General features: G+C 61.8%; 23 protein-coding genes. 10 read left to right on the forward strand and 13 right to left on the reverse strand.

What is annotated here, in order from left to right; all coding sequences use genetic code 11:
• The first annotated feature begins 12 nt into the window (after positions 1–12).
• Positions 13–414 (forward strand): 4-carboxymuconolactone decarboxylase, encoded by a 402-nt coding sequence (gene pcaC, locus CRP40_RS04540; protein ID WP_027916060.1) that lies wholly within the window; start codon positions 13–15, stop codon positions 412–414.
• 226 nt (positions 415–640) lie between these two features.
• Positions 641–811, forward strand: a complete 171-nt coding sequence (locus CRP40_RS21900; RefSeq protein ID WP_166741483.1) for a hypothetical protein — start codon at positions 641–643, stop codon at positions 809–811.
• A 51-nt stretch (positions 812–862) separates the two neighbouring features.
• Here CRP40_RS21900 and CRP40_RS04545 read toward each other — a convergent pair whose 3' ends face one another.
• From CRP40_RS04545 to CRP40_RS04560, 3 genes are all read right to left on the reverse strand, one after another.
• Positions 863–3,478, reverse strand: coding sequence for an ATP-binding protein (locus tag CRP40_RS04545; RefSeq protein ID WP_033695159.1), 2,616 nt, complete (start codon positions 3,476–3,478; stop codon positions 863–865).
• Between the two features lie 161 nt (positions 3,479–3,639).
• Positions 3,640–4,050 (reverse strand): VOC family protein, encoded by a 411-nt coding sequence (locus CRP40_RS04555; RefSeq protein WP_027916059.1) that lies wholly within the window; start codon positions 4,048–4,050, stop codon positions 3,640–3,642.
• Between the two features lie 166 nt (positions 4,051–4,216).
• On the reverse strand, positions 4,217–5,086 hold the full coding sequence (locus tag CRP40_RS04560; protein WP_027916058.1) for a LysR family transcriptional regulator: 870 nt from the start codon (positions 5,084–5,086) through the stop codon (positions 4,217–4,219).
• Between the two features lie 144 nt (positions 5,087–5,230).
• On the opposite strand from CRP40_RS04560, the gene CRP40_RS04565 reads away from it, so the two are divergent.
• Complete coding sequence (locus CRP40_RS04565; protein WP_027916057.1) at positions 5,231–6,409, forward strand: multidrug effflux MFS transporter; 1,179 nt, start codon at positions 5,231–5,233, stop codon at positions 6,407–6,409.
• 23 nt (positions 6,410–6,432) lie between these two features.
• On the opposite strand, the gene CRP40_RS04570 is transcribed toward CRP40_RS04565, so the two are convergent.
• Together CRP40_RS04570 and CRP40_RS04575 are read right to left on the reverse strand one after the other, a co-directional pair.
• Positions 6,433–6,705: a DUF3077 domain-containing protein gene (locus CRP40_RS04570; RefSeq protein WP_027916056.1), complete on the reverse strand. Its 273-nt coding sequence runs from the start codon at positions 6,703–6,705 to the stop codon at positions 6,433–6,435.
• A gap of 115 nt (positions 6,706–6,820) precedes the next feature.
• A complete protein-coding gene (locus tag CRP40_RS04575; protein ID WP_027916055.1) occupies positions 6,821–7,063 on the reverse strand; it encodes a hypothetical protein in 243 nt (80 codons plus the stop codon).
• Positions 7,064–7,534: 471 nt separating this feature from the next.
• Between CRP40_RS04575 and CRP40_RS04580 the strand changes: the two genes are divergently transcribed.
• Positions 7,535–8,248 (forward strand): hypothetical protein, encoded by a 714-nt coding sequence (locus CRP40_RS04580; protein ID WP_027916054.1) that lies wholly within the window; start codon positions 7,535–7,537, stop codon positions 8,246–8,248.
• Positions 8,249–8,437: 189 nt separating this feature from the next.
• Here the strand turns inward: CRP40_RS04580 and CRP40_RS04585 are convergent, their stop codons facing one another.
• The 3 genes from CRP40_RS04585 to CRP40_RS04595 form a co-directional block, all read right to left on the reverse strand.
• Positions 8,438–11,470, reverse strand: a complete 3,033-nt coding sequence (locus tag CRP40_RS04585) for an autotransporter domain-containing protein (RefSeq protein ID WP_027916053.1) — start codon at positions 11,468–11,470, stop codon at positions 8,438–8,440.
• A gap of 325 nt (positions 11,471–11,795) precedes the next feature.
• Positions 11,796–12,518, reverse strand: coding sequence for a FadR/GntR family transcriptional regulator (locus CRP40_RS04590; protein WP_027916052.1), 723 nt, complete (start codon positions 12,516–12,518; stop codon positions 11,796–11,798).
• Positions 12,519–12,752: 234 nt separating this feature from the next.
• Positions 12,753–14,486, reverse strand: a complete 1,734-nt coding sequence (locus CRP40_RS04595) for an IlvD/Edd family dehydratase (RefSeq protein WP_027916051.1) — start codon at positions 14,484–14,486, stop codon at positions 12,753–12,755.
• 184 nt (positions 14,487–14,670) lie between these two features.
• On the opposite strand from CRP40_RS04595, the gene CRP40_RS04600 reads away from it, so the two are divergent.
• The 3 genes from CRP40_RS04600 (at position 14,671) to CRP40_RS04610 (ending at position 18,660) form a co-directional block, all read left to right on the forward strand.
• Entirely contained in the window at positions 14,671–15,978 is a 1,308-nt protein-coding gene (locus CRP40_RS04600; RefSeq protein WP_027916050.1) for an MFS transporter, read from the forward strand.
• A 29-nt stretch (positions 15,979–16,007) separates the two neighbouring features.
• The gene (gene araD1, locus CRP40_RS04605) at positions 16,008–16,997 is read left to right on the forward strand and encodes an AraD1 family protein (RefSeq protein WP_027916049.1); all 990 of its coding nucleotides are present in this window, start codon (positions 16,008–16,010) and stop codon (positions 16,995–16,997) included.
• An 88-nt stretch (positions 16,998–17,085) separates the two neighbouring features.
• Positions 17,086–18,660, forward strand: coding sequence for an aldehyde dehydrogenase (NADP(+)) (locus tag CRP40_RS04610; RefSeq protein ID WP_027916048.1), 1,575 nt, complete (start codon positions 17,086–17,088; stop codon positions 18,658–18,660).
• Positions 18,661–18,734: 74 nt separating this feature from the next.
• Here CRP40_RS04610 and CRP40_RS04615 read toward each other — a convergent pair whose 3' ends face one another.
• The 3 genes from CRP40_RS04615 to CRP40_RS04625 all read right to left on the reverse strand — a co-directional run bounded on the left by CRP40_RS04615 (position 18,735) and on the right by CRP40_RS04625 (position 21,288).
• A complete protein-coding gene (locus tag CRP40_RS04615; RefSeq protein ID WP_027916047.1) occupies positions 18,735–19,898 on the reverse strand; it encodes an AAA family ATPase in 1,164 nt (387 codons plus the stop codon).
• A gap of 107 nt (positions 19,899–20,005) precedes the next feature.
• Positions 20,006–20,392 carry a cupin domain-containing protein gene (locus CRP40_RS04620; protein ID WP_027916046.1) on the reverse strand — a complete coding sequence of 129 codons (387 nt, stop codon included), beginning with the start codon at positions 20,390–20,392 and terminating at the stop codon, positions 20,006–20,008.
• A gap of 29 nt (positions 20,393–20,421) precedes the next feature.
• A complete protein-coding gene (locus tag CRP40_RS04625) occupies positions 20,422–21,288 on the reverse strand; it encodes an AraC family transcriptional regulator (protein WP_027916045.1) in 867 nt (288 codons plus the stop codon).
• 78 nt (positions 21,289–21,366) lie between these two features.
• Between CRP40_RS04625 and CRP40_RS04630 the strand changes: the two genes are divergently transcribed.
• A complete protein-coding gene (locus CRP40_RS04630) occupies positions 21,367–21,537 on the forward strand; it encodes a DUF2986 domain-containing protein (RefSeq protein WP_081728230.1) in 171 nt (56 codons plus the stop codon).
• Positions 21,538–21,540: 3 nt separating this feature from the next.
• On the opposite strand, the gene CRP40_RS04635 is transcribed toward CRP40_RS04630, so the two are convergent.
• On the reverse strand, positions 21,541–22,047 hold the full coding sequence (locus CRP40_RS04635) for a GNAT family N-acetyltransferase (RefSeq protein WP_027916044.1): 507 nt from the start codon (positions 22,045–22,047) through the stop codon (positions 21,541–21,543).
• 221 nt (positions 22,048–22,268) lie between these two features.
• On the opposite strand from CRP40_RS04635, the gene CRP40_RS04640 reads away from it, so the two are divergent.
• Both CRP40_RS04640 and CRP40_RS04645 read left to right on the forward strand, forming a co-directional pair.
• The gene (locus tag CRP40_RS04640) at positions 22,269–23,330 is read left to right on the forward strand and encodes an aldo/keto reductase (RefSeq protein WP_027916043.1); all 1,062 of its coding nucleotides are present in this window, start codon (positions 22,269–22,271) and stop codon (positions 23,328–23,330) included.
• A gap of 119 nt (positions 23,331–23,449) precedes the next feature.
• Positions 23,450–23,674, forward strand: coding sequence for a hypothetical protein (locus CRP40_RS04645; RefSeq protein WP_027916042.1), 225 nt, complete (start codon positions 23,450–23,452; stop codon positions 23,672–23,674).
• 199 nt (positions 23,675–23,873) lie between these two features.
• Here CRP40_RS04645 and CRP40_RS04650 read toward each other — a convergent pair.
• On the reverse strand, positions 23,874–24,365 hold a 492-nt coding region (locus CRP40_RS04650; RefSeq protein WP_141400898.1), incomplete at its 5' end, for a transposase.

A 24,365-nucleotide genomic window follows, 5' to 3' on the forward strand; every position in this document is an offset into this window, starting at 1 on the left:
GAGGACCATCCGATGGACGAGAAACAACGGTACGAAGCTGGTATGCAGGTACGCCGCGCTGTGCTGGGTGAAGCCCATGTTGATCACAGTCTCAAGCACCTGACGCCGTTCAACCAGGAGTTTCAGGAAATGATTACCCGCCATGCCTGGGGCGATATCTGGACTCGCCCGGGCCTGTCGCGCCACACACGCAGCCTCATCACTATTGCGATGCTCATCGGCATGAACCGCGAAGGTGAACTGAAGCTGCATTTGCGCGCGGCCAGGAACAACGGCGTAACTCGAGAGGAAATCAAGGAGGTGCTGATGCAGAGCGCCATCTACTGCGGCATCCCGGCTGCCAACGCCACCTTCCACCTGGCCGAATCGGTGTGGGACGAGCTTGGCGTGGAATCCCTCGATTCTGCCAGATGAATGCCTCGAGTCGCCAGGGTTGAAAGACGCGCCATCAATCGCCGAGCGGGCAGTTACGGTTGCAACGCGGCGCAGCCCTACGTACTAACTTTTTCGAACGGTCGAAGCGGGCTGTAGTTATCGGCGTTCAAGTAGGGGGGCTTGGTCAAGCATGGCTACCCTACCGAACACGCGTGCATGTAAGCTTGGATGCCCCGCACACATGAGTGCTAACAGGAGGTTCGATATGAGCAAGGTAGCTAAACCGTTTTACTTCGTCGCCATACCCCTGATTGCCGTGGGTACGGCATTTGCAGCCGTTGGCGCCTCAGGGCAGGCCGCTTTCGGGTATACCGCAGTCGGCTTGCTGACGCCTGGGCTGGCATTGCTCATAGCTGGGTATCGCAAGCGGGCCTGAGGCGCGTACTTGCCTAACTGATGGATGAGTGCAACTGCAAAATCTGACCCGTCAAACCACCTGAGGCAATAAAGGCGCGTCCCTCGATCCGCCGCGCAGCCCAGCTAACCTTGTGGCCAACTCATACTTTCGAAAGGGTTTGTTGAGCCGAGGCAGCGCCGGATCAATGCCTTCACGTTCTGCGTAGCCGGAGATGATCAGAATCGCAATGTCAGGTCTGCTAATGCGAACCGCTCTAGCCAGCTCGGTCCCACTGATGCCGGGCATGAGATGATCGGTGACAAGCAGGTCGAACGGCTGTTTAGTGTGCATCAATTCCAATGCCTGCTCACCGGACGCAGCCTCGACCACGCAGTATCCCAGCTCAGCGAGCATGTACGCCGTACTTGCCCGCACCAGTTCTTCGTCGTCCACCAGCAGCACGGTGCCGCGCACCAGCGGTGACTCCTGGAGTGGGTCGATGCGCAGTGCCTCATTGGGTTCGGTTGTGCTGCGAGGCAGCCAAAGCTCTACATTCGTACCTAGCCCTGGAGCGCTATGAAGGGTGAGCGCACCGTTAAGTTGCGAGGCCAAGCCATGCACCATGGATAAGCCCAGCCCGGTGCCTTTGCCGATACCTTTGGTTGAAAAGAATGGCTCCACCGCGTGGGCGAGGGTGGTCGCATCCATGCCAATCCCCGTATCAGCAACTGACAGGCACAGGTACTCGCCTGCCGGAAGTTTCGAGCGGTGGTCAATGTCGACCATTTCCGTGCTGGCGGAAATGCGCATCGTGCCGCCGTCAAGCATCGCGTCACGCGCATTCACCGAAAGATTGAGCATGGCCATCTCAAGTTGATTGAGATCCGCGATGGCCGCTGGCAGATTTGCCGGAACATCGACCACGACCTTGATTTGAGGCCCAATGGTGCTGGCCACAAGGTCGGCCATGCCGTTCAATAACTTTGCCACGTCCACCGAACTCGTCTGAAGGGGTTGTCGACGTGCGAAGGCAAGCAGCCGCTGGACAAGCGTCGTGGCACGTTCTGCCGACTGCATCGCACCAGCGATCAGCCGTTGCTCGCGTTCGCCGCCCACGCCCCGGCGCTGGAGCATGTCCAGGGTGCCGACGATAGGGGTGAGGAGGTTGTTGAAGTCGTGAGCGACGCCGCCGGTAAGTTGCCCCATCGCTTCCATCTTCTGGCTTTGACGCAATGCTTTTTGTACTTCTTCACGCTCTGCAATGGCTCTGGCGATCCGCTCTTCGAGGGAGGCGTTGAGCTCTTTGAGCGCGTTTTCGGCGACCTTGCGAGCAGTGATGTCCATCGCTGTCCCGGTCACGCGCAAGCACCGGCCGGCGTGGTCGAAGACGCCACGGCCTTTGGCCGCCACCCAGCGTACGATGCCGTCATTGCGGCCGACGGTTCGATAGTCCACGTCGTAGAGTGCACGGCGCAGCGGATCGATCGCTGCCGCGAATGCGTCGATCGTTGCCTCGTAGTCGTCAGGGTGTATGCCTGCATAGAAATCTTGGAGGGTGACCGGCGCGTCAGCTGACATCCCGAACATCGCCTTGGTCTGCGAAGGCCATACCAGCGTGTCATTGATGAAATCCACGTCCCAGAAGCCTACGTCAGCATGGTCAACTGCCAGACGCAGCCTCTGCTCACTGGAACGAACCGCGCAGTCCGAACGGGAGCGGTGCACGACCAGCCCCACGGTCTGGGTCACGAAATCGATGATTTCCATATCGGCGGGCAGTGGTTCCCGGCGCTCAGCGTGGTACAGGACGAATAGGCCAAGCACTTCGCCCTGGGCTGAACGGATCGATGTCGACCAGCAGGGGTGCAGCCCATGTTCGAAGGTCAAATCGCCAAGGGTGGCCCACTGAGAGCGGGTGCTGATGTCCACTGCCGCCAGGGTGCTCAAGGCATCCAGCCCCAGGTCGATGGGGGCGCCCGCAAGGGCTTCACGGTAGACGCCAGGCAGGCTGGGGCTTGCACAGTGGTGCACATGGCTTACCCGCTCATCAAAGAGCAGAATGCTCCCAACGAAACCTGAAACCGATAGCCCCTCCACCTCGCGAACGATCGCCTCCAGCGTGGTGCTCAGAGGGGTCGATGTAACCGCCAGTGCCAGGATTCGGTTTTGCGCCGCTGCAAGTGCCGCCCCACGGTTACGCGCTTGGGTCAGACGCGCATTTTCGATGGCAATCGTTGCCAGCCGCGCCAGGTTCTCCAACCTGTTGATCGTATCGAGATCATGGTCTTTTGCCTCGGACCAATATGCGCCCAACGCAGCCACCGGCAAAGGCCGCCCGATGGGCACCATCACAAGGCTGCGGACGAAAGTCGAGGAGTACGCCTGGCTGGGTATGCGTGAGTCGAGCCGAATGTCAGCGATGACAACCGTTTCTTGATGCTGCATGGCCCACCCTGAAACACAGGTGTCGGCTGGAAAATCCTGCCCTTGCCATAGGGCAGATGCCGAATCCTCGGCTACGTAGAGGCACTTGCCGTGATTTTCGAGGATGACTGTAATACCTTCAGCTCCTACCGCCGCGCGTGCATTGTCTCGCAACACGGCAACGACTTCTTCCACGGATTCGGCCCTGGCCAGGCGCTCGCTGGCATTGAGCACGTGGTTGAGGCGGTCATCGCTGGCCGGGTGCTTGGAATCATTGCGCAAACGAATCTCCCAACGGCCACAGCGTCTTGATCTGTAGTCTGGTCAGTGCGAAAAAGAAGGGGAGTGCGTTACCGGCGTTTACTGGCGGACGCGTAGAACCGGGAGTCTCTCAGAAAAACCCACCTCTAGCACTAACAAGGTGGGGAATTCGTCCTGTTTGATCATGTTGGCGACATCACGCCAGCTGCATGCACAAAGCAGAGTTTGTTCCCTTCAATATCCCGGCAATAAGCACCGTAGTAATCCGAGGCATACTGCGGCCTCAACCCAGGTGCGCCCTCATCTTGAGCACCCATCGCCAAGGCTGTACGCCATGCCGCCTGCACCTGATCCTGCGAAGCGGCGGCAAAACTTATTTGCACGCCGTTTCCCCATGTCGCCGGCAGTCCGTTGAACGGCAGTTGCACGTAGAACTGAGGCCACTCCCTGTCCGGCCTTTGCCATCCAGCACCCTGCGGGCCGCCATCGTGGTTGTCGGGCATGCGGACAAGCCCCAGGGTGGCAAGTACGGCATCGTAGAACCTGATCATGGCCGGCAGGTCGCGAGCACCTAGCTGAATGTGGCTGAACATCTACGCTCCATAAGATCCGTTGATCGACAGCAGTAACACACAGCTCATCTGAGAAAGGCAATGCCATCGCTCACCCAGTCAGATGTCACGCCCAGGGTAGCTGGGTTCAGAAAGCTTAAGGCTCACTGGCGATGAGGGGTTAGGCCCAGCAGCGCCTAGATGACCCTCACTCGGCAAAAGCCGCAACAATCGCATCCACTACAACCCTCACCCGTGCCGTGTGTGCCAGGTCCCGATGCAACACGAGCCAGGCTTCATAGGGCGTGGCCCGCTGTCGATCAGGCCAGACGCGCACCAAACTGGCATCGCGCTGGGCCATGTATTCCGGCAGCTCACCCAGGGCCAGCCCGGCGCGCACGAAGGTCGCCAACATGAGGCTCGAGTCCAGCTCCGCGACTACCCGGCCGCCGGACCTGGGCTCTCCCGCCAGTGTATCGTCCTGCCGGGCGGTTACACCTTGTTGGTAAAAGGCGATGTCATGGCCTACCAAGGCGCTGCCAGGTTCTGGCTTTCCACGCAGGTCAAGGTACCGCTGTGCCGCATACAGCCCCACAGGCCAGTGAGCCAGCCGGCGCACGATCAGGTCAGGTTGCTCCGGCCGTACGGTGCGCACGGCCACGTCGGCCTCCCTGCGCCCCAAGTCCAGTAGACGAGTGGTGGTGGTCAGAATTACCCGCACCTGCGGATGAGTGACCCGCAGTTGCTCGATCGCAGGTATGACGAAATCCACGGCCAGCGCATCGGTGGTGGTGAGGCGCACCTCACCCGATGGATGAGGATCGTTTCCCTCACCCTGGCGCTCGAAGGAGACGGCCATCCGCTCCATCTCCTCAGCCTTCTGTACGAGCTGTTGCCCAGTGGTAGTCAACGCCAGGCCACCGGTGCTGCGAAGAAACAGTCGGCTGCCCAGCGTCTGCTCAAGCCCCGCCAGACGCCGACCGACTGTGGTTTGGTCGATGCCCAACGCCGTGGCTGCGGCCCGCAGGGTGCCGGCACGGTGTACCGCGAGGAAAATGCGTACGTCATCCCAATTCATCAATGCACGCTTCCTGAAGATGCAAATATGCAGCCCTGGGCTGCGATTACGTGCATTTTCGCATTGATGCACGCTGCATAACATAGCGGGCTTGAATCACCGTCCGAATCACGCAGCCGGCTTAAGCCGGGTATTAGGAGCACCATGCCTCGCTTATCTTTCATCCTGACAGTCGCCATGCTGAGCGCCTTCGGCCTCGTCGCCTCGGATATCTACCTACCCCCGATGCCGGGCATGGCCACTGAATTTGGCGTTGCCAGTTGGCAAATGCCGCAAACCGTCTCGTTCTATTTGCTGGCACTGGCTTTTGCGCAGTTGGTTTATGGCCCACTGTCTGACCGACGTGGACGCAAGCCCGTGCTGCTGGCCGGTGGCGTTCTCTATCTGCTGGGCTCCATGGGCTGCGCGCTGTCCAGCAGCTACATGGGCTTTATAGCGTGGCGTATGGTAGAAGCGCTGGGAGCGGCGGCGGGGCTGGTGATTGGTCGCGCGTTGATTGCCGATACCTGCGACAAGCGCACTTCGGCGAAAGTCTACGCCGTGGTTTACCCCCTTGTGTCACTGTCGCCGGCCTTGGCCCCCGCAATCGGCGGGCACTTGGCCGTGGCGTTCGGCTGGCGAGCCGACTTTCTGTTCGTTGCCGCATTCGGGGCGCTAGCACTGCTTCTGGCACTGTTTGTATTGCCTGAAACGCTACCGGTCGCGACGCGTACCAGGACGGGACCCTTCGCCGGCTTCGGCCGCGTACTGGGTGACCGCAACTTTTGCCGCTACACAGTAGTGGTGTGTTCAATCTACTGCGCCTGGTTCGTTTATTTGACGCAGTCGCCATTTCTTTTCGTACAAGCAGGCTTGAGCGAGGCGCAAAGCGGGTGGCTGTACGTGCCGCTTACTTTGGGCATCATCGGAGCTAACCGGTTGGCCCGGCGGTTGCTTGACCGCTTGCCTTACGACCGTATTGTCGCGATAGGCATTACCTGCTTCGTACTGGGCGCCATGGGTTTTCTTCTGGCTTATGCCATGGGGTGGCGCAGCGTGACGGCCGTGGTGCTGCCGATGTGCCTGGTCAGCCTGGCCAACGGCTCGTCGTTGTCGCTGGCGATTTCGGGGGCTATCGCCAGTGAACATGGGCATGCGGCCACTGCATCGGGGTTGGTGGGGTTTTGCCAGATTGGCAGCGCAGCCGTTGTGGCAATGGGTGTGAGTGCGGTATCAGGCACAGGGTTTGGTGTACTCGCCGGGGCGGTGGCGGTGTTGAGCTTTGTGGCATTGTCTGCGTGCAACCCTTTGGCCTATCGCAAGCAACCGGCGCAGCGAGGGTAGCGCGCTCGGGTTGGCCTGCACGCTTAATGCTGGCTCAGCGCTTCGCCCAGTTGCGCGTCGTCAAGCAAGGCCTTGGCCATCGCGCAGAGGTAGTGGGAAGCCCAGATCAAGTGCTGCTTGTTTTCCATCAAGCCGTCAAGGGTCATGTCCCGAGCGTAACCCATCAGCTCCGAGGCCTGCTCGCGGGCCATCTCACAGGGTATACCGGGCTCGATACGGAAGAGAGGGCTTGTTTGGTCGGTGCCCTGATAGAAGGTGGTTTGGCCAACGGTAAACGTGGTTTCTTCTCCGGACATCTTCGTTCTCCTCAAAAGGGTGCAGTGCTTGCACGAGCCACATCACTGGCGAACCAACACCCAGCGGGGTGAACGGGCGGTTCGCCATGCGAGCGCACTTTTCAACAGTTACGGGTCAATGGCAGATTGGATGCTTCGGTCGCATCTGGACATGCGTTACCGCTGACTCGAGCAGAGCCTTCAGCGTCTCGAGTTCATGCAGAGAGGTCAGCATCAGCACCGAAGCGGGCGACCTGAAACCCAGTGACATGGCCTGTTGCACCACGGCGGCCGCGCACGTGGCGTATTCGGTGGCCTGGACCAAAATGTCTTCAAGGGAGCCACTGTGAAGAGGGGGATCGGGGACGATCTTGAGCATGGTTCAACTCCAACGTGGAAGGAGGAACTACCACATTCAGGCCGTCAAGCAATGAGGGTGGTAGCTGTACGCGGGTTGACGGACCGAGACGTTGGCACTCGGCGCACCACAGGGTGCCCGCACGTACAGCCACCATAAAGTGTGCACATGAGGCAGCGTTCTCGGTCCGTCAAAACCGGTCGCTGAATTGGCAGCGACCCGGCGAGACTAGAATCCACACCGTTCATGTGCAACAACAAATGGGCGCAGGGAGTATCTTTGGGAAATGGCCTACAGGGAAGGGCTTAAATCTGATTTTTTCGCAATGCGATTGCTGCACTGTCACCCCTTGGCGTCTTCGATGATTGAACACACGGACCTAGCTCATCCACCTTTGTCCAATACCTTGGTACGTTCGCCTATGGGCAACATGGATATCGAACCCACGCGTCAGTACCTGAAATCACTCATCACGCCAGACCAGGGCCGGTCATGACTTATCGCACGCGCACGCTTTCACTCCTTATCTTTTTTTGTGCAGCCTCGCTTACTGCCTGCGTGCCGTGGAAACGGGATCGCGCAGCGTACGCGGATGTTTGCGAAACGAAGCACGAATTTCAGGTTGCAGGCCTGCCAGACGGCGGAGCCATCCACCTCGAAACCTACCTCTATGACTACTCCGCGCGCTGGCGCGACGAACCATTCGAGCAGGTGCTGCATGTACAGTACCCAGGGGAAAAATACCCGCGACCGGAATTCTATGTACAACTGATCGCTTACAACGAGGGGCGTCAGCGGCCTGCGTCCGGTTCCGCACGCGGGGCCGCGCCGATACCCATCCTCTATGACAGCCGGCAGGCGTTCATCACCCTCAATGACGGTTCGCGATTGAATGCCAGACCCGAGCTTTATCTGGGTGGCCCGGTATACGACTATCCCACATTCGCGCCGCAGCAGGCGCGACCTTCGCCGTATGACATCAACGCAGACGAAGTGCACAGCAAGATTCCGAAGATCACCAACAACAAGCGTTACGGGTCCGTTTATGTGATTTTCCCGACGGACACGTTTGACGCCGAGTCCAAGTGGACCATTCACCTGGGCAATCTGCAGGTGCAGGGTCAGGACGTCGCCATCCCACCGTTGCAACTGTGCTATCACCCGGTCAAGACGTGGATCGGGATCGAGCCGCTGATGCGCCCCTGAGTGAGCGCGGGCCGGAGGTAATGTGATTTCTCTGTTTGAGGCAGCGTTGTGCCGCTATGGGCTGGCGCCCCTGCACAACCGCAGGGGATTGATCTTGTGCGAGCGCGTGCGCAGCCCATCCAAGGCTGCCTGGCAGCCCCGGATGTAGCAGTCACTATGGCGGGCAGGGGGCTCTACCCCCGCCGCTCCTCAGAAGCGAACCGTGATCCCGGCATTGACCGAATGGAACCGTGCATCAGAGCCAAACTGCCCTTGATACGACAACCCTACATCGGTCTGACGGTTCAGCTGCACCTTCGCCCCCACTTCAGTGAGTGCCACGTTTCGCGTCTGGGCAATCCCTTGCACCTCGAAGTTCGGTCCGCCTGCAAACGCCTGCTCATTGCGTGGGTCCAGGTCGCCGTAGGCTCGGCGCCAGCCCAGGGAGCCGAACAGTTGGGTATCGTGATTGGCCACGCGTGTGTGGGTCGAGGCCCGCATGCCGACCGTGGAGAACCAGGTGTCCTGTTTCTCGCTCGACACGTTCAGGGCCGCTGCGCCGCCCTTTTCGCGGAAACGGTCGGCGTCGTAGTTCACGTAGGACACCCCTACGAACGGCTCCAACGCCACCGCGCCCAGGCCGATGCGGTAGGCCGCTTCGCCACTGGCTTGCAGCGTGTTGGCGTCGCGCTTGCCCTTGAGATGGTCGCTGTAACCGGCAAACGCAACGTTGCGGCTGCTGTCGAGCTTGTGCCAGGTGTAGCCCACATCTGCACTCAGGCGCAGCGCGTCGATCTGGGCGCCGGTGTACAGGCCCAGGTGATAGTTGTCGCTGTGACCCTTGGCATCGCGGTCATCGGCATCGAACTTGGAGCGGCTATAACCGCCGTACACGCCGGCACGCCAATCCTGGGTGATGCTGCCGTCTGCGCCGATCAGCACACCGCCGGTGCGTTGGTGCAAGCCGCTGGCGCCGTTGTTGCCATCGAGCTTCGACCAGTTGCCGAACACTTGTGCCCATGCGCCGCCTTGCGCCTCTGGGGTGGTCGGCATCAGGTTCGATGCCCCTGTCGGCATGTGCACGGTGTTGTTGTCCAACAGACCGCGAACGCGGGTGCCGAGCACCCCAGACACGACCTGACTGTTGGCAATCAGCGCGGTGCCCGTGCTGCTGTGGTAATCACCGGACAGCTGATCGATGGCATTGCGGGCACTGGCTGCATCCAGTACCAGCAAGTTGTTGTAAAGCCGCAGGGGGGCGCCGCTCTGTTGCAATCCACTCAGGGCACCCGCCGTATTCCACTGGTTCTGTGTGAGCGCCACGGTCTGGAAGATGCCCGGGGTGCCTGTCGTTGGCGGTTGAACAGGTGGCTCGACCGGCGGCTGTACCGGGGGTTCCACGGGTGGCTCGACCGGCGGCTGCACCGGGGGCTCGACGGGCGGTTCTACAGGCGGCTGCACCGGGGGTTGGACAGGTGGCTCGACCGGCGGCTGCACGGGCGGCTCGACCGGGGGCTCTACAGGTGGCTGTACCGGCGGTTCCACGGGAGGCTCCACAGGCGGCTCCACAGGTGGTTCGACAGGCGGTTCGACAGGCGGTGTAGTGCCTTTCTGCGCAATGGTCAGGTTCAGTTCATTGGCGGTGCGCTGCAGGCTGACATTGAGAAATGCCGAGTTGGTGAACGCCTGCGCATACGCGGTACCTGCTGCTGCGCCCTCCACCACGCCGCCCTGGGCGGCCAGCAGGGTGTAGGTCTGGCCGGTCTGATAGCTTTGCGCATCGTTGAGGGTGGTCACGTCTACACGCGTACCGCGCAGGGTTGCGCTGCCGCTGACGTTAACCCGGTCGGCGCCGCCATTGCCTGCAATGTCGGCGGCGTACCTGGAGCCTTCGGCCATGTCCAGGTCGCCCTTGATGTTCAAGGTGCCGAGTGCCGCTTCACCTGGCGACAGCGTACCGCCCGAGGCTACCTGCGTGCTCCCGACCTGTCCGTTACCGGCCAGCACGCCACCTGCCAGTACTTGGGCACGGTTGCTGTAGTTGCCAGAAGCGTCGGTATGCCCGACGGTACCGTTGACCACCAAGGTGCCGTTGCCCACACTCAGCAATGACGTGCCTCGTGGGTTGGTCTGGTCTACATCGCCGTCGAGTACCAGCCGCCCGCCACGCACTACCGTGCTGCCGGAAAGGCCCGTCAGGTCGCCGCCCAAGGTGGTGTCGCCACTGAACGCGTACACACGGCCCGCGCCACTGATGCGGTTGTTCACTTGCAGGTTGCTGTCGGTATGGTTGAACGCCAGCGCACCGCTGCCGGCGCCGAAGCGAATGGCGGTTTGCGGATCGAGACGGCCCGCCGCCTGGGCAGAACCGGCGCTGATGGCATCGATGTCGGTACGCGCATCGTCCCGCACGACGGCACCACCGATGCTTAGCGTGCCACGGGCGGCGGAGTTGATGCTGGTCAGCTCGCTGATGTCGATGCCGTCGGCGCTGCTCAGCTCGGCGCCGTTGGACAGGGTCAGGATGGTGCTGGATGTCGTGGTGCCCAGCGTCATGGCGCGCGTGGCCAGACGGGTGCCTTCACCGGAGACATTGACCTGGGTGTTACGGCTGACGTTGGCCGAGCCCAGCGCCATGGAGTCGCTGGTCAATACGGCGCCGTCACTCAGGCTCAGGTCGTTGCGGTTTCTGAAGGTGCCGGTGTTGTCCCAGCGGGTGCCAGCGCCTGACAGTTCGCTGATCGAGTTGATGGCCACGCGCTCACTGACCAGTTGCCCACCATCCTTGAGGTTGATGCGCGAGTCGTACAGGAACACGCCACCGGACGTGACGTTGACGGTGTCTACTTTCGAGCCCTGGCCGCTGACCAGCAGGTTGGCCCGCGACAGTGCGTTGCCGGCATTGCCATTGTCACTCAATTGCAGGTCCCGCACCGACACCTGCCCACCGCCAAGCACGTTGAGAGTACCTTGCCCGGCGCCACCGATCACGATGGTGTTACCCAGCACCGCGCCGGTGCGTGGCACGTTCCAGCGCGTACCAGGGCCCTGCACGATGACCGTGGCCATCGCCGTGCTGGCCGCGTCGTTGGTGGACGACCCACCGATTCGGCCGCCGAAGCTGGTGACCTGGGCGCCATTGTTGAGCGTAAGCGTGGACGGCGTGCCGTTGCTGGGGCGCAGCACCACAGCGCCGTCAATGCCTCGGTCGCTGCTGAAGGTGTCCTGACCGCTGTCGAGCACATAGTCGGCCGCGTACGCGCCGGGTGCCATGGCGAGCGTTATCGCGAAGGTGAGGGGGGATAACTTGAACAAAGGGTTCATAACGACTCCGGAGACTCCATGAGATGCCACCTGCGTGGCCACCGAGCCCGAAGGGCTTGGTGTTCCTGTATACGGCGGTTAACAGGGGGAGTATCGGGAGCGACCCAAGACGGTGAAATAGTACGAGTGTGCTAGTGGGGCGCCCACTGTGACGCACTGCACACTTCTCAGCCACAGGTGGCCGATCCGCCGCGTTCAAAGGCTGTTACGCCAGTAATGGCCTTTTGGTTATGGCCCTAGGCCCTCAGCTCGCCGGGTCTTGCCCCAGCACCTTGCTCAGCGCCACACGGGCATCTTCGAGCTGCACCAGGGAGGCGTGCCGGGCGCCAAGCGCATCGCCGTTCTGGATAGCCGTCAAAATGGCTTTGTGTCGGGGGAGGGCGAGCTCATCAAAATTGGGGCGCTGGTTGGAAAAGCGTACCGATTCGCGCAATGCCATCGACAGCATGTTGCACAGGTAGGCGAGCAGGTCATTGTGGGTGGCGTCGGCAATACGGGCATGAAAGTCCAGGTCTGGCTGCAGCCGCTCATCCGGGGTACGCGCTGCCTCCATTCTTTGATAAGCCTCGCCAATCGACGCTACGTCCTCTGTCGTGGCATTGGTGGCGGCCAAGGCGGCGGCAGCGGGCTCAATGACCCAGCGCACGCTGGACAGGGTATTGAAGAACTCCTGTTGCGGCGTTGCCTGCATCAGCCAGTGCAGCACATCGGGGTCGAGCATGTGCCAGTCATGGCGGGGTCTGACCAGGGTGCCGACGCGGGGGCGCGCTTCTACCAGGCCCTTGGCTGTGAGGGCGCGCATGGCCTCGCGAAACACCGGCCGACTGATCGCGTAGGTTTCGCACAGGCTTGCCTCGGACGGCAGCTTCTGCCCTGGGGCGAGTTGGCCGGACACGATCTGCAGGCCCAGGTCCTGGACCAAGGTAGCGTGCATGCTCTTGCGCGTTGAGGGCTGGCGGTAGTTCATGGGGGTTGTGCGAGGTCCTTCTGGCGGGGCTCGCATCATAGCACTGATAAATGCAGGGCTGTTTTGCAGCGCCTTGAGGGCGGACAGAGGTGGTCCCTGCGGGCCTCGGCGCTCTAGCGGGCGCGGGAGCTGTCGGTGCATGGACGGCTCCACGGCGTTCAAGCGGCAAGCGGCACTGTGTGCCCCCGGTTGTATCGAGCCAGTCACGGCCCCGCTTGGGGTAATTTCCCTGGGCTAGTGAGAGTGCTTGGGCACCGCCGCCCCGCGGCAGCCGACGAGAAAGTCGAAGTCGCAGCCCTCATCGGCCTGCATCACATGGTCCAGATAGAGCTTGGCATACCCCCCGGTAATCAGCTGTGGCGGTGGCTGCAGATCCGCCAGGCGGCCGGCCAGCTCCTGCTCGTCGATGTCCAGGTGCAAGCGGCCTTGCTGGCAGTCCAGCTCGATCCAGTCGCCTTCGCGTACCACGGCCAGGGGCCCACCTGCGGCAGCCTCTGGCGCAACGTGCAGCACTACGGTGCCGTAGGCCGTGCCACTCATGCGCGCGTCTGAGATGCGCACCATGTCGGTTACGCCTTGGGCAAGCAGCTTGGCCGGCAGCCCCATGTTGCCCACCTCGGCCATGCCGGGATAACCCTTGGGCCCGCAATATTTCATCACCAGGATCGAGTTGGCGTCCACATCCAGGTCTGGGTCGTTGATGCGAGCCTTGTAGTCCTCGAAGTGCTCGAAGACCACGGCGCGCCCCCGATGCTGCATCAGCGCAGGCGTGGCCGCCGAAGGCTTGAGCACTGCGCCCTTGGGCGCCAGGTTGCCCCGCAGGATGCAGATACCCCCGTCGGCCACCAGGGGTTTGTCCAGCGGGCGGATGACGTGCTCATCATAAAGTGGCGCGGTGTGGCAGTTGTCCCACAGGCTTTTACCGTTTGCGGTCAGCGCAGTCGGGTTGGGCAGCAGCCCATGCTCCCCCAGGCGACGGATCACGGCCGGCAGACCGCCGGCGTAATAGAACTCCTCCATCAGGAAACGCCCCGAAGGTTGCAGGTCGACCAGCGTCGGCGTACCCCGTCCCACCCGCGTCCAGTCCTCCAACTGCAGGTCTACGCCAATGCGCCCGGCGATGGCCTTGAGGTGAATGACGGCGTTGGTCGAGCCACCAATGGCGGCGTTCACCCGGATGGCATTTTCGAAGGCTTCGCGGGTGAGGATTTTCGACAGCCGTAAGTCTTCGCGCACCATGTCCACGATGCGCATGCCCGACAAGTGCGCCAACACGTAACGGCGCGCGTCCACGGCAGGGATGGCGGCGTTGTGCGGCAGCGAAGTGCCCAGCGCCTCAGCCATGCAGGCCATGGTCGAAGCCGTACCCATGGTGTTGCAAGTGCCGGCTGAGCGCGACATGCCTGCCTCGGCAGAGAGAAATTCGTTCAGGTCGATGTGGCCGGCCTTATAGGCCTCGTGCATCTGCCACACGATAGTGCCGGCGCCAATATCCTTGCCTTTGTGCTTGCCGTTGAGCATCGGCCCGCCGGTCACCACGATGGCCGGAACATCACAGCTGGCCGCGCCCATCAGCAACGCAGGCGTGGTCTTGTCGCAACCGGTCAGCAGCACCACGGCATCGACCGGGTTGCCACGAATGGCTTCTTCCACATCCATGCTCGCCAGGTTGCGCGTGAGCATGGCCGTGGGGCGCAGGTTGGATTCACCGCTGGAGAACACTGGGAACTCGACCGGGAAGCCGCCTGCTTCCAACACGCCTTTCTTGACGTGCTCGGCGATCTTGCGGAAATGCGCGTTGCACGGGGTCAGCTCCGACCAGGTGTTGCAGATGCCGATGATCGGTTTGCCCTGGAACTCGTGGTCCGGAATGCCCTGGTTCTTCATCCAGCTGCGGTACATGAACCCGTTCTTGTCGGCGGTACCGAACCATTGGGCGGAGCGCAGTGAGGGCTTGCTATCGGACATGATGGACACCTTATTAGTATTACTATTTGTCTTTATGCCGCCAAATGTATCGCCAAAAAACGCACATGTGAAGGCTTGTCGTTTTAAATAGTAATACTATAAGATCAATTTCCTAGGTCAGCGGTCTGCCAAAAAACCTCGGCCTGGTGTTGTACCCATTACAAGAACAATTGGAGACATCGCCATGATTCAGGAGCAGCGGCTCGTCCGCCTGATCACACTCAAGCTCATCCCTTTTCTGGTCCTGTTGTACCTGGTGGCCTATGTCGATCGCTCGGCGGTCGGCTTTGCCAAGCTGCACATGGGCGCCGACATTGGCCTGGGCGATGCTGCCTACGGCCTGGGCGCCGGGTTGTTCTTCATCGGCTATTTTCTGTTCGAAGTGCCCAGCAACTTGCTGCTGGACCGCTTTGGCGCACGCCGCTGGTTTGCGCGCATCTTGCTTACGTGGGGCGCCATCACCATTGGCATGGCATTCGTGACCGGGCCGAACGGCTTCTATGTGATGCGCTTTCTGCTAGGGGCAGCCGAGGCGGGGTTCTTTCCGGGGGTGCTGTACTACATCACTCAGTGGTACCCCGTGCGTCATCGCGGCAAAATTCTGGGTTTGTTCATCCTTTCCCAGCCGTTGGCGATGCTGGTCACAGGGCCGCTTTCCGGCGCATTGCTGGGTCTGGACGGCACCTATGGCCTGCACGGCTGGCAATGGCTGTTCATCTGCATCGGGACCCCTGCGGTGCTGTTGGCCTGGCCCACCCTGCGCCTGCTGCCCGATGGCCCGGCCAAGGTACGCTGGCTCAGCGACGCGCAACGCACCTGGTTGCAGGAACAGCTGGCCGATGACCTGCGTGAATACGGCCAGACCCGCCACGGCAACCCGCTGCATGCACTCAAGGACAGCCGCGTGCTGCTGTTGGCGCTGTTCTACCTGCCCATGACCCTGAGCATCTACGGGCTCGGGTTGTGGCTGCCCACCTTGATCCACCAGTTCGGCGGCAGCGACTTGGTCACCGGTTTCGTGTCGGCGGTGCCCTACCTGTTCGGCATCATTGGTTTGCTGGTCGTGCCGCGCAGCTCGGACCGCCTCAACGACCGTTACGGTCATCTTGGCCTGCTGTATGCCCTGGCCGCAGCGGGGCTGTTCCTCAGCGCCTGGTTGAGCGTGCCGGCGTTGCAACTGGCGGCACTGTGCCTGGTGGCGTTCGCCTTGTTTTCGTGCACGGCGATCTTCTGGACCCTGCCTGGGCGATTCTTCTCCGGGGCCAGCGCTGCGGCCGGCATTGCCTTGATCAACTCGATCGGCAACCTGGGCGGCTACCTGGGCCCATTTGGCATCGGCGCCTTGAAAGAACACACAGGTCACCTGTCGTCCGGGCTGTATTTCCTGGCCCTGGTCACCCTGTTTGGGGTGCTGCTTACCGGGGTTGTCTACACCCGGCTGGAGCGCCGACAGCGTGATGCGGCCGCTCAAGTGGCCGGCGCCTCCCGATAATTTTTCGCAACCGACAAGCGAGTACGACCATGCGATTGATCCAATTTGAAACCGCCACCGGCCAGCGCCATGTCGGCGTGGTGGAAGGTGAGTACGTGTTGCGCGTATGTGGCACCGACACCACCCGCGAGCTGGCCCAGCAGGCCATTGCCGCTGGCCGGACCCTGGCCGATCACGTGCAGGTATTGAGCCTGGGTGAGCGTCACGATTACCGGGCGCTGTTGGCCGAGGGCCGGGTGCTGCCGCCGCTGGATCACCCCGATCCTGCCCATTGCCTGGTGACCGGCACTGGCCTGACCCACTTGGGTAGCGCCGCCACGCGCGACAAGATGCATCAGCAGCAGGCCCAGGACGCCGTGACCGACAGCATGCGCATGTTCCAATGGGGCATGGAAGGCGGCCGGCCACCTGCAGGGCAGGTGGGCGCACAGCCGGAATGGTTCTACAAGGGCGACGGTGCCATCGTCGTGCGCCCGGGGGCGGACCTGCCGCTGCCGGCGTTCGCCGAGGATGCCGGAGAAGAGCCTGAGTTGGTCGGCCTGTACCTGATCGGCCCTGATGGCACGCCCTATCGCCTGGGCTACGCGCTGGGCAACGAGTTCTCCGACCATGTGATGGAGCGGCGTAACTACCTTTATCTGGCCCACTCGAAGCTGCGCGCCTGCAGTTTCGGACCGGAGCTACGGCTGGGTGCGCTGCCGGCGGACCTCGAAGGGACCAGCCGCATCCTGCGTGATGGCCAACCGGTATGGAGCAAGCCCTTTCTGTCGGGTGAGCAGAACATGTGCCACAGCTTCGAGAACCTGGAGTTCCATCACTTCAAATACGACCAGTTCCTGCGACCTGGCGATATTCATGTGCACTACTTCGGCACCGCGACGCTGTCGTTCGCCGACGGCATCCAGGCTCAGCCCGGCGATACCTTCGAAATCAGCCTGCCGGCCTTCGGCGAGCCGCTGCGCAACGGCATTGCGCCAGCAGCCAAGCAGGTGCGGCCAGGGACGGTGAAAAGCCTGTAAGCCTACCTCTGTCATTCAGGGTACGTACCCCGTGGCCCAGGGAAGCGGTCACGTGCGGCCACTTCAATCTCGTAACTCAGGAGTCATCATGACTGGAAGCAATTTCATTGGCGGCCAACGCAGCGCCGCGGGCAGCGTGCGCCTGCACAGCCTCGACGCCTGCACCGGGGAGGCCCTGCCGGTCACCTTCAGCCAGGCTACCCCCGAAGAAGTGGACGCAGCAGCCCAGGCCGCCGAAGCCGCTTTCCCCGCATACAGTGCCCTGGCGCCCGAGCGCCGTGCGCAGTTTCTCGACGCTATCGCCGATCAGCTCGATGCATTGGACGACACCTTCGTCGCCACCGTATGCCGAGAAACCGCCTTGCCAGCAGGGCGTATCCAAGGCGAGCGTGCCCGCACCAGCAACCAGATGCGCCAATTCGCCAAGGTGCTGCGGCGCGGCGACTTTCTTGGCGCCCGCATCGATCGCGCACAACCCCAACGCCAGCCGCTGCCACGGCCTGACCTGCGTCAGTACCGCACCGGCCTGGGTCCGGTGGCGGTATTCGGCGCCAGCAATTTTCCCTTGGCCTTTTCCACGGCCGGTGGCGACACCGCCGCTGCGCTAGCGGCAGGGTGCCCGGTGGTGGTCAAGGCGCACAGCGGGCACATGGCCACGGCCGAGTGGGTCGGCGAAGCCATCGAGCGGGCCGCTGTGGCGACCGGTATGCCCGCTGGCGTGTTCAACATGATCTACGGTGGGGGGGTAGGTGAGGCCTTGGTGCGCCATCCGATGATTCAAGCCGTAGGCTTTACTGGCTCGCTCAAAGGTGGGCGTGCCCTGTGCGACATGGCGGCTGCTCGTGCGCAGCCGATACCGGTGTTTGCCGAAATGAGCAGCATCAACCCGGTGCTGGTGCTGCCAGGTGCGCTGCAAGCGCGTGGCCCACAGATCGCCCGGGAGCTGGCCAACTCGGTGGTGATGGGGTGTGGGCAGTTTTGCACCAACCCGGGGCTGGTCATCGGTATCGCTGGCCAAGCCTTCAGCGACTTCCTGGCGCAATTAGGCGCGCACCTGGGTGACGAGCCTAGCCAGACCATGCTCAATGCCGGAACCCTGCGCAGCTATTGCGCCGGCGTCCAGCGCCTGCACCAGCACCCAGGGATACGCCACCTGGCCGGGTCCGCACAGGAAGGCAACCAAGCCCAGCCCCAGTTGTTCATGGCGCAGGCGAGCCTTTTGTTGCAGGGCGATGAAGTGCTTCAGGAAGAAGTGTTCGGACCTACCACGGTCGCCATCGAAGTGGCTGACGAAGCCGAACTGCGCCGGGCCCTCGAAGCGCTGCAGGGGCAACTGACGGCCACGTTGGTCGCTGAGGCTGAAGATATCCAGCGCTTCGCCGCGCTGGTACCGGTGTTGCAGCGCAAGGCCGGGCGCCTGCTGGTCAATGGCTACCCGACTGGCGTCGAAGTGTGCGAGGCGATGGTGCACGGCGGGCCTTACCCCGCTACATCCGATGCGCGCGGTACTTCCGTAGGCACCCTGGCTATCGACCGCTTCCTGCGGCCCGTCTGCTTTCAAGACTATCCGGACGCGCTGCTGCCCGACGCCCTCAAGAACGCCAACCCGCTGGGCCTGCTGCGCCTGATCGACGGGCAGCATAGCCGCGAGGCGCTTGCATGAAGGCTTGACGGTACTGGTACCTGAGTGTGTGCCGTCTGGTGAGGGTCAGGCGGCGCTTGCTTGATGAACCCCATTCAGTCAGTCCACCGCCACAGCGGCTCGTCCAGCAGGCCCACGTCTTTGAGTTGCGTCTTGCCTTGCACCTTGTCCAGGGCTAGCAGGTTGCAATCCTCACATTGGCTGAGGGCTTCGATCAATGGCGCGCTGTGCGACACGACCCACACCTGGCTGTGCTCGGACGCGCGAATGATCAGCCGGGCCAAGGCCGGCAGCAAGGCTACATGCAGACTGGTCTCCGGCTCATTGAGCACCATCAGGGCCGGTGGCCTGGGCGTCAGCAGGGCGGTCATCAGCAGAAGATAGCGTAAGGTCCCATCCGAAAGTTCTGCGCAGGTCAATGGCCTGAGCAATCCATGCTGGAGCAGCCGTACGCAGAATAGCCCGCCAGGGGGAGCATCGATGTCCAGGCGGCTGCCGGGGAACGCGTCCTCCAGCGCGGCATTGAGGCCTTCCACGTCACCGATTTCAATGATGGTCTGCAAGGCGGGGGCAAGGTTACGCCCGTCATGATGCAGCACTGGCGAGCGGGTGCCCAATTGGGGCTGGCGGCAGGGTGCATCCCGATCGATCCGAAAGTGATCGTAAAAACGCCAACTGTTGATGAAGGCGCGCAACTGCCCGATTTCCGGTGCCTGCCGTGGGCGGCCCACCACACTGAAGAAGCTTTCGCTACTGTCGGCATGCTGATCAAGTATTGTCCAGGCGTTACCTTCACGAGCCTTCACCAACGCATTCTTGCGCTCGACCAGCGCCGAGGCAGGTCGGTAAGCCCCACCTGCCCAGATGGTCTCACTTTTGATTTCCGGATCGAGGATGAAGGCTGAGGGGTAAGCCAGGGGGATGGGCAACCCCAAGGAGATGGCGAATCCGTAATCCTCGGTGGCAAAGCCCAGCCGCAGGCGACGGGCATCGCGCGGGTGCTGCCCCTGGATCGGCACTTCACCGCGCATCATGCGTGCACTCGGTTCCGGGCCCGCCCACCAGGTCGAGTCCAGCCCACCTTCGCGGGCGAGTGCCTGGATGACCCCGCCCTGTGCCGTTTCGGCCAGCAGGCGCAGCGCTTTGTACAGATTCGACTTGCCGCTGCCGTTGGCTCCGGTTACCACGTTGAGCTGGCCCAGTGGCAGGACAAGGTGATTGATGGAGCGATAATTGCTGATGGCCAGGGTAGTGAGCATGGCGTTCTTCCCATCGACGATGGTGCAAGTTTGGCCTCAATCAAGCACCGAGGCCAACCCTTGCCCATGTCGACCAGCCGACGCGGGCCAATCGCTGACGGCGATGGCTAGATCCACAGATCATTAGGCGCCGTGCGCTCACCGCCCTCATGGCCAGTGTTGAGGACGCCACATGGCTCGATCATCAGCAGCTTGGCCTCGCCCTCGGCCGCTGTTCGATGCTGTACACCCCGCGGCACCACGAACAACTCGCCGGGCGCTACATGGACGCTGCGTTGCGGCAGATCGATGCGCAGCGTCCCTTCGAGTACCAGAAAGGCTTCATCGGTTTCCGGGTGCGCATGCCAGATGAATTCCCCTTCGATGCGTACAACCTTGAACTGGTAGTCGTTCATCTGTGCAACAACCCTGGGGCTCCATTGGCTGTCGATCATCGACGCTTTCTGGTTCAGGTTTATCGGATGGGGCTGAGTGTGTTGACTGGATTCGTACATGGTGGTTACTCCTGGTTGGAGCACGCAGCCTATTGCAGCTCAGTGTCTGCACGCTTGTACGATCCTGCACGTTGCTGCCCTGGCCGCAGGCGTTCGAGCCAGCGTAGCGGCGACACCCCATAACTGCGGGTGAAGTGTCGGGTCATGTGGCTCTGATCGTGAAAGCCTGCCGCCAAGGCAGCGTCGACCAGGGTGAAGCCATCGAGCAACAACCGACGCACATTGTCCAGTCGCCTCAGGGTGACGAAGCGATAAGGGCTGGTGCCGTACAGGGCCCGAAAGTCCCGGGACAGGCTCCATTGCTCACGGCCGCTGGCGTGCTCGAGCATCTCCAGGGTGATGCCCAGGTGCAGGTGCTCCAGAATGAACGCCTTGGCGCGTTCGGCGGACCGGTAATCCAGGCGCTTGCGCCCGCGTGGCTTGCCCGCGACAGCGCGCAGCGCCATGGCCAGGTCATAGATGGCGTCTTGCTCTTCCAGCTGCTCGAGGGGATGGTCCACAGCCTGCACAAACGGTTCGCTAGCATGGAACAGGCGCGGGTCACTGGAAAGCCCGCCAGGCACGAACGGTAGCGGCTGCCCGCCCAGTGCGGCCTGAATCAGCGCAGGGTCGATGTAGGCCATGCGGTAGCGAAAACCTGCCTCGGTGCCGGCCATGCCGTCGTGCAATTCATCGGGGTGCAACACCAGCGTGTTGCCCGCAATGCCGTGGCACAACGAGCCTTTGTAATGGAAGCTCTGTACCCCGGCCAAGGTACGGCCGACGGAGTAGGTGTCATGCCGATGAGGATCATAGCCATGACTACCGAACCACGCTTCGATCCGCTCGACAGCCCCATGTTGCTGGCTGCGGATGACCCAGTCCGAAACCGGGGGCATGCTGGACGAACGTTTCATGGCACAGGTCCCGGCGGTTCACGGAAAGGAAAGACAACGCGCTATCATAAGCCCCAATCCACCTCACCAGAACCCACCATGAACCGTCAGAAGAAAATCAAGCAACTGCTCAAGGCACACGCCAAGAAGGCCAGCGCCAAGCTGGCACCGCGCAGTACCAAGCCCAAGTACATCAGCAAGGCCGATCGCGAGAAGCTGGCGCTGCAAGCGGCCGCGGATGCCGCAGCGCAGCCCGATTCGCAGGCCTGAACCTCAGGCGTCTGACAGGGTTTCTTCCTGCTTGTAGATCCTGAAGCCGCGCGCCTGGTAATTGCCCAGCGCGGCAGGGTGATCCAGGGTGCAGGTATGCACCCATACACGCTGCGTGCCGGGCCAAGCCCAGGCGCTACGCACCGCCTGGCTCAACAGCGGACCGCCAAAGCCTGCGCCCAGAAATTGCGGGGCCAAGCCGAAGTAGCGGATCTCGGCGTTGCTCCCGTCAGGGCGATACAGTTCGTAATAACCGGCAATGGCGCCCCGGTGATAAGCCACCCAGGTGCGGTGAGCTTCCTGCTCGACCTGCGCCTGCCACTGCGCCTCGCTCCAGGCGTCCAGGTCGCCCCACGACCAGGGCGTGCCGACCAACGTGTACAGAAAGCGGTTGAAGGCAGGTTGTGGCACCTCGCATTCGACGATATGCAAATCCGGGCGCTGGGGCTTTTCCACCAGTTCGTCTGGCGAGGTCATTTCAAGGTAGTACGTGGTGCAGGGTGTTTGCATCGTTCATCTCGCGTCATCCACTGAACAGCTTGCCAGCATGCCTGTGGCTTAGCGCCTTTGCCACCTGCGGATGGGATCACGACAGGCGTGCTGGGTTGGCAAGCGGTCGACTGTCGTTGTTGCAAACGCTGGTTTGGCGCAGAACGCCGTCAAAGCTTCCGATTGAACGTTTCAGCGCGCAGGTACGTCGGTATTTCTAGTCTTTTGCTTTGGAGGTTTGCATGAAATATCGCGCACTCGGCAACACCGGTCTGTTGGTTTCGGAGCTGGTCATTGGCACGGTGCCTTTCGGCGGACGAGGCTCGTTCGAGAAAACCGGCAGCGTCGATGTGGACCTGGCCAAGCGCATGTTCGCGGCCGCGTTCGACGCCGGGGTCAACCTGGTGGACACCGCCGACCTGTATTCACATGGGCTGGCCGAGGAAATCGTCGGCAAGGCCTTGGGCGAGCGTCGCCAGTCGATCATCCTGGCCAGCAAGGCGCGCAGCCCGATGAGCGACAACCCCAACGACAGCGGCGCTTCGCGCTACCACCTGATTCGCGCATGCGAGGCCAGCTTGAAGCGCCTGGGGACCGACCATATCGACTTGTATCAGATCCACAATTGGGACGGCGTGACGCCAGTGGAGGAGACCCTGGCAGCACTGGATCATCTGGTGCAAAGCGGCAAGATCCGTTACTTCGGTACGTCCAACTACACTGCCTGGCAAATGATGAAAACCTTGGGCAGCGCGCAATTGAACGGCTGGCAACAGCCTGTTTCACAGCAGATCTACTACACGCCCGAATCGCGTGAGGCCGAGTACGAGTTGCTGCCGATGGCGATTGACCAAGGCTTTGCCACACTGGTCTGGGGCCCGCTGGGTGAAGGCCTGTTGACCGGCAAGGTCCGTCGTGGCCAGCAGACGCCCAAGGGCACACGTCAGGGCAATGACTGGCCGGAACCCTACGTGCACGATCGTGAGCGCGCCTACGACATCATCGAGACCTTGATCGCGGTCGGCGAACGCCACGGTTGCTCGCCGTCACGCGTCTGCCTGGCCTGGCTGAAGGATCGCCCGGGTATTACCAGCGTGATTACCGCTGGCCGCACCCTTGATCAACTGCAAGACAATCTGCAGGCGGCAGACCTTGTATTGACGCAAGAGGACCTGAAGCAGATCGAACAGGCCACACGCATCGCGCCGCAGTACCCCTACTGGCACCGCATTGCCGCTGGCATGGACCGCATCGATCCTGCTGAAGCGCCGTTCATCGAGCTGTACCGAGAGACCATGAAGTAGTCTGCGCCGCCGGATACCGGGTCGTCTTGCCTGCTTGGCGAGGCGATCTCGGGAGTTGTGTGAATTATTTCCTGTCTCACCGGTCAAGTAATGAGTCCCCAACCTAGACCGAGGTGCTCATGCACGCCTTCACTGTTCGCTACTCGCTCAATGGCAATTCGACCGACCATACTTTTGAGTTGGACCAGCCTGAGCTGGCCCTGCACGAGGCCGCCTGGCACCTGATCGTGCTGCACTTTGGCGACGGCGAGAACAGCCTGGTGATGCCTTCGGCCGACGCCACGCCCAATGAGATCCTGGCGCAGGCCGAGGTATTGGGGTTGACGGACATCGTGGTGGCCTAAGTAGCTGGCTAGTGGGCTCAAGGCGGTACTGGCTTGATCCCACGTGGGAGCAACTGTCTTGCCCGATTTATTTAAAATCTAGCCCGCCCCCCCAGGGGGCGCGCTTGTCGCGCGGCCACGGGCGAAGCCCGTGCCATCCAGCGCGGTATTGGATTGATGGGCAAGCCCGCTCCTGTATGAGTTACGTCGGCTTCCTGCTCTAGGTCCGCATAGGCTGTGGCAAGACCAGATCAAGCCAAGGCTTGCCCGTCCTTAGCATGGCATTGAGCCGTACGATCAATACCCGCATACAGGCTACGAGGGCGACCTTGGCAACTTTTCCGCGTCCGCGCAGCGCCTCATAACGAGCCTTGAGTGCTGGGTTATACTTTATCGCCACAAGGCATGACATATACAACGATCGCCTGGCCTCAAACCGCCCGCCCGAGATAGAGCGTTTGCCCACGGATTTTCCGCTGTCGTGGTTAAAAGGCGCCACCCCGACCAACGAGGCTATTTCTTTGGACTCTACACGCCCCAGTTCTGGCAGAAGTGTTATCAGCTTGCCCGCCGTTACCAGCCCAATGCCTTTGACCTGGACCAGCTGAGTAACCCGTTCATCTTTCAGGGCTTCCGTTTGCTGGCTGATCGCTTGCTCAATCAGCTTGATCTGCGACTTGAAGTGCTGAAGGTTGGCTTTCAGAAAGTCGGA

The sequence above is a fragment of the Pseudomonas sp. URMO17WK12:I9 genome (assembly GCF_900230165.1).
GTDB classification, from domain to species: Bacteria; Pseudomonadota; Gammaproteobacteria; order Pseudomonadales; family Pseudomonadaceae; genus Aquipseudomonas; species Aquipseudomonas fulva.

Coding starts and splice junctions, on each gene's coding strand:
- pcaC (WP_027916060.1), top strand. CDS start 13: ATGGACGAGAAACAACGGTACGAAGCTGGTATGCAGGTACGCCGCGCT.
- CRP40_RS21900 (WP_166741483.1), top strand. CDS start 641: ATGAGCAAGGTAGCTAAACCGTTTTACTTCGTCGCCATACCCCTGATT.
- CRP40_RS04555 (WP_027916059.1), bottom strand. CDS start 4,050: ATGTTCAGCCACATTCAGCTAGGTGCTCGCGACCTGCCGGCCATGATC.
- CRP40_RS04560 (WP_027916058.1), bottom strand. CDS start 5,086: ATGAATTGGGATGACGTACGCATTTTCCTCGCGGTACACCGTGCCGGC.
- CRP40_RS04565 (WP_027916057.1), top strand. CDS start 5,231: ATGCCTCGCTTATCTTTCATCCTGACAGTCGCCATGCTGAGCGCCTTC.
- CRP40_RS04570 (WP_027916056.1), bottom strand. CDS start 6,705: ATGTCCGGAGAAGAAACCACGTTTACCGTTGGCCAAACCACCTTCTAT.
- CRP40_RS04575 (WP_027916055.1), bottom strand. CDS start 7,063: ATGCTCAAGATCGTCCCCGATCCCCCTCTTCACAGTGGCTCCCTTGAA.
- CRP40_RS04580 (WP_027916054.1), top strand. CDS start 7,535: ATGACTTATCGCACGCGCACGCTTTCACTCCTTATCTTTTTTTGTGCA.
- CRP40_RS04590 (WP_027916052.1), bottom strand. CDS start 12,518: ATGAACTACCGCCAGCCCTCAACGCGCAAGAGCATGCACGCTACCTTG.
- CRP40_RS04595 (WP_027916051.1), bottom strand. CDS start 14,486: ATGTCCGATAGCAAGCCCTCACTGCGCTCCGCCCAATGGTTCGGTACC.
- CRP40_RS04600 (WP_027916050.1), top strand. CDS start 14,671: ATGATTCAGGAGCAGCGGCTCGTCCGCCTGATCACACTCAAGCTCATC.
- araD1 (WP_027916049.1), top strand. CDS start 16,008: ATGCGATTGATCCAATTTGAAACCGCCACCGGCCAGCGCCATGTCGGC.
- CRP40_RS04610 (WP_027916048.1), top strand. CDS start 17,086: ATGACTGGAAGCAATTTCATTGGCGGCCAACGCAGCGCCGCGGGCAGC.
- CRP40_RS04615 (WP_027916047.1), bottom strand. CDS start 19,898: ATGCTCACTACCCTGGCCATCAGCAATTATCGCTCCATCAATCACCTT.
- CRP40_RS04620 (WP_027916046.1), bottom strand. CDS start 20,392: ATGTACGAATCCAGTCAACACACTCAGCCCCATCCGATAAACCTGAAC.
- CRP40_RS04625 (WP_027916045.1), bottom strand. CDS start 21,288: ATGAAACGTTCGTCCAGCATGCCCCCGGTTTCGGACTGGGTCATCCGC.
- CRP40_RS04630 (WP_081728230.1), top strand. CDS start 21,367: ATGAACCGTCAGAAGAAAATCAAGCAACTGCTCAAGGCACACGCCAAG.
- CRP40_RS04635 (WP_027916044.1), bottom strand. CDS start 22,047: ATGCAAACACCCTGCACCACGTACTACCTTGAAATGACCTCGCCAGAC.
- CRP40_RS04640 (WP_027916043.1), top strand. CDS start 22,269: ATGAAATATCGCGCACTCGGCAACACCGGTCTGTTGGTTTCGGAGCTG.
- CRP40_RS04645 (WP_027916042.1), top strand. CDS start 23,450: ATGCACGCCTTCACTGTTCGCTACTCGCTCAATGGCAATTCGACCGAC.